General features: G+C 38.2%; 5 protein-coding genes. 3 read left to right on the forward strand and 2 right to left on the reverse strand.

The annotated features are described in order from the left end of the window. Window positions 1-60: 60 nt before the first annotated feature. Together hda and PSN35_RS06640 are read right to left on the reverse strand one after the other, a co-directional pair. Window positions 61-735 (reverse strand): DnaA regulatory inactivator Hda, encoded by a 675-nt coding sequence (hda, locus tag PSN35_RS06635; RefSeq protein ID WP_300031180.1) that lies wholly within the window; start codon window positions 733-735, stop codon window positions 61-63. 9 nt (window positions 736-744) lie between these two features. Further along, a complete protein-coding gene (locus PSN35_RS06640; RefSeq protein ID WP_300031182.1) occupies window positions 745-1,302 on the reverse strand; it encodes a CDP-alcohol phosphatidyltransferase family protein in 558 nt (185 codons plus the stop codon). 52 nt (window positions 1,303-1,354) lie between these two features. Between PSN35_RS06640 and purM the strand changes: the two genes are divergently transcribed. From purM to PSN35_RS06655, 3 genes are all read left to right on the forward strand, one after another. Beyond that, window positions 1,355-2,356 carry a phosphoribosylformylglycinamidine cyclo-ligase gene (gene purM, locus PSN35_RS06645; RefSeq protein WP_300031185.1) on the forward strand — a complete coding sequence of 334 codons (1,002 nt, stop codon included), beginning with the start codon at window positions 1,355-1,357 and terminating at the stop codon, window positions 2,354-2,356. Further along, window positions 2,357-2,962, forward strand: coding sequence for a phosphoribosylglycinamide formyltransferase (purN, locus tag PSN35_RS06650; protein WP_300031188.1), 606 nt, complete (start codon window positions 2,357-2,359; stop codon window positions 2,960-2,962). It abuts the gene before it with no gap. Beyond that, on the forward strand, window positions 2,959-3,530 hold a 572-nt coding region (locus tag PSN35_RS06655; protein WP_300031190.1), incomplete at its 3' end, for a DUF3108 domain-containing protein. The genes purN and PSN35_RS06655, both read left to right, overlap by 4 nt.

The raw sequence follows: 3,530 nt of genomic DNA on the forward strand, positions 1-3,530 counted from the left end.
TAACATCCCATTTTCGCAACTTATGCCTAGAATCGCCAAATTTAAATTTAGGCAAAAACCTTAAATATTGAGTGTTTTTTTAACAAACGGAATAGAAATGGCATTCTTTTGTTGTAAGGATGCCTGATCCAGCTGATCGATTACAGTCAAAACAACATTCAAATCTCTCGACACATAGTTAAACAAATAAGCATAAACTTTGTCATCAATATCTAGATTTTTATCTTGCATCTTTAGTTTAATGGAAGCGATTTTCTCTAAGTCCGTTAACTGACCCAATGAATAAGAGACTGCCAATGACAGGCGTGTTTTTAAATCTTTTAATAAATTTAGCTCACTGGGCGGTTTTGGCGCTGAAACTACCAGCTTGGTTTTGGTATGTTTAATTTGATTATAAAGATCAAATAACTCTTGCTCTTGGGCAGTGTTTAATTGATCGATGTTATCAACACAAACCCACTCATACTCAGATAGTGTATTGATAAAATCTGCAGGTAGTGCTTGCTCGATATCCAAATAAACAGCAGATAAATTACGCGCCAAAGCATCAAATACACAGCCTTGAAGCAGGTGTGTTTTGCCACTTGAGCGCTCACCTGAAACAAACAATACGGCAGATGACTCTTCACCAAACAAGTTGCTAATGAACGCTAACAATTGCTGATTTTCATCGCCTAAGAAATTACTTAAACGCATTTTTGAATCAAGCGAGATTGGCAATCCTAGTTGTTGCATAATAAATACTTATTGCTTTTCTTGTGAAATCACTTTTTCAATCCAAATCCACACATAATCAGCACCACTTAAAACAGTGGAAGTAGCCACAATAATAAAAAATATTGTCACCCATTGTTCTTGAATTGGATAAAGTTGCACAATCACCAAAAACAACACCAGAGCAATTTGTAAGGCAGTATTAAATTTTGACAATTTTGAAGGAGAGAGTAATTCCTCCTTGGGTGTACCTGCACCAATAAAGCACCCAACCGTGCCAGATACAATCATAACATCACGCAAGAATACCAAAATCAATAGCCACCCAGGCAGTAAGCCAATCACATACAAAGTAATAAAACTACTAACCAATAACAACTTATCAGCAGCCGGATCAAGAATAGAGCCTAATCGTGATTGAAATGAATAACGCTTGGCAATCCAGCCGTCTAATGCATCCGTAATGCCAGCGACAAAAAACAGCACCATGGCTAAAAAATATTGATGATTTAACAATGTCATTACAACAGGTACTGTTAAAATAATGCGTAAAATTGAAAGCGCATTTGGCACACTAGAAAAATTCATTTTTAGCAGGTTAAATCAAGTTTAAAAAAATTAATTATACGGAAAAAACCTTATGTCATCATTGACTTACCAAGACTCTGGCGTAGACATTACCAAAGGTAATGACTTAATCGAACAAATCAAACCTATTGCTAAATCAACCATGCGTGAAGGCGTATTGGCCGGCTTAGGCGGTTTTGGCGCTATGTTTGAACTGGACCTTAAAAAATACAAAAACCCAGTTCTTATTTCTGGCACAGATGGTGTAGGCACAAAACTTAAAGTGGCTGAAATGCTGAACAAGCATGATACCATTGGCATTGATTTGGTGGCTATGTGTGTCAATGACTTAATTGTACAAGGTGCGGAACCGTTATTTTTCTTAGATTACTATGCAACAGGTAAGCTCAATACAGAATTAGCCACGTCCGTTATCCACGGCATTGGCGAAGGCTGTAAGATTTCAGGTTGTGCATTAATTGGTGGTGAAACCGCTGAGATGCCAGGCATGTATCAGGGCGAAGAATACGATTTAGCTGGCTTTTGCGTTGGCATCGCTAACAAAGACAAAGTAATTGACGGCACTAAAGTTGCTAATGGCGATCATATTATTGCACTAGGCTCTTCAGGTCCACATTCAAATGGCTATTCTTTAATTCGAAAAGTATTAGAGCAGTCTGAGCCTACCGACGCTCAACTACAGGCGCTGATTGAGCCGACTAAGATTTATGTAAAATCTGTTTTATCATTAATCGAACAACACTCAGTGCACGCTATTTCTCATATTACTGGCGGTGGCCTATTGGAGAATATTCCAAGAGTGCTGCCAGACAATTTAGCCGCAAAATTAGACAATGCTTCTTGGCAATTACCTGAAATTTTCCAGTTCTTGCAAGATAACGGCAATATTGATATTATGGAAATGTATCGAGTGTTTAACTGCGGTGTTGGCCTGGTGTTGGTGGTTCCTGCAGATCAAAGTGAAGCAGCCATTAAACACATGAACGAACAAGGCGAAAACGCCTGGTTAATTGGTGAAATTGTTAACAATGATGGCGAGCAGGTTATTATCTAAATGAAATGCGTTGTTTTAATTTCTGGCAGTGGCTCTAACCTACAGTCATTAATTGACAATGCTACTCATATCAATCTTGAGATTGAAGCGGTTATTAGCAACAAAGAAGATGCCTACGGGCTTGAACGCGCCCAACAAGCCAACATTCCCACACACGCAATCAACCATAAGAAATTCTCATCACGAGAAGAATTTGACCAAATATTAAGCCAAACCATTGATCAATATCAGCCAGAAATTATTATTCTCGCTGGCTTTATGCGTATTTTAACACCGGAATTTACGCAGAAATATACTGGGAAAATGCTTAACATTCACCCTTCTTTATTGCCAAAATTTCAAGGGCTAAATACCCATCAACGCGCACTTGATGCAGGTGAATCTGAACATGGTGTGAGCGTACATTTTGTAACAGATGAGCTAGATGGTGGCCCAATTATTGCTCAGTCGCGCGTTAATATCTTAGCTGACGATAGCGCAGCCTCATTGGCAAAACGAGTTTTAGTAGAAGAGCACAAGCTCTTTCCAAAAGTGATTCATTGGTTTACTCAAGGCAGGCTAACACTTGAGGATGGTCAGGCATTTTTAGATGGTCAGGGCTTATGAGATTTATTGCCATTTTTGCATTCCTTTCATTCGTTCATACTTCTGTTTTGGCGTTTACACCACATGTTGCCAACTATCAACTCTCCATTAATGGACTTAAAATTGCAGAAGAAGTCAGAACACTACACCAGTTAGAAGACGGCTATTTCTATACAGCAAATGCTAATACTTCTGGATTGGCTGCCATGATTAAAGACTATTCTATTGCTGCTAGCTCAACCTTTAACATAAATGATCAGGGGGTTAGTAGTGTTGCTTATCAAATCATGGAACAAGAAGACAAGAAAATCAGCAAAAGCTACGTCATTGACATCAACGCTCAATCTAAAACTGTTTCATCTCAACTCACTAAAACACAACCAAAAATTAACACCTGGAAAACTAACAAAGGCAATATTACCGATCCACTCAGTATATTTCTAGCCATTGCTTTTGATTTAAAAAAACACCCTAAACAAACTACTTTTAGCTACCAAATTGCTGACGGCAGTTCAGTTGAAACGCAAGAATTTCAAAGATTCGACAATCAAACAGTTAACATTCAAGGCAAGAATTATGCAGCAATCAA

The organism is Candidatus Thioglobus sp., from assembly GCF_028599055.1.
Classification (GTDB): domain Bacteria; phylum Pseudomonadota; class Gammaproteobacteria; order PS1; family Pseudothioglobaceae; genus Thioglobus_A.

Coding starts and splice junctions, on each gene's coding strand:
- hda (WP_300031180.1), bottom strand. CDS start 735: ATGCAACAACTAGGATTGCCAATCTCGCTTGATTCAAAAATGCGTTTA.
- PSN35_RS06640 (WP_300031182.1), bottom strand. CDS start 1,302: ATGAATTTTTCTAGTGTGCCAAATGCGCTTTCAATTTTACGCATTATT.
- purM (WP_300031185.1), top strand. CDS start 1,355: ATGTCATCATTGACTTACCAAGACTCTGGCGTAGACATTACCAAAGGT.
- purN (WP_300031188.1), top strand. CDS start 2,357: ATGAAATGCGTTGTTTTAATTTCTGGCAGTGGCTCTAACCTACAGTCA.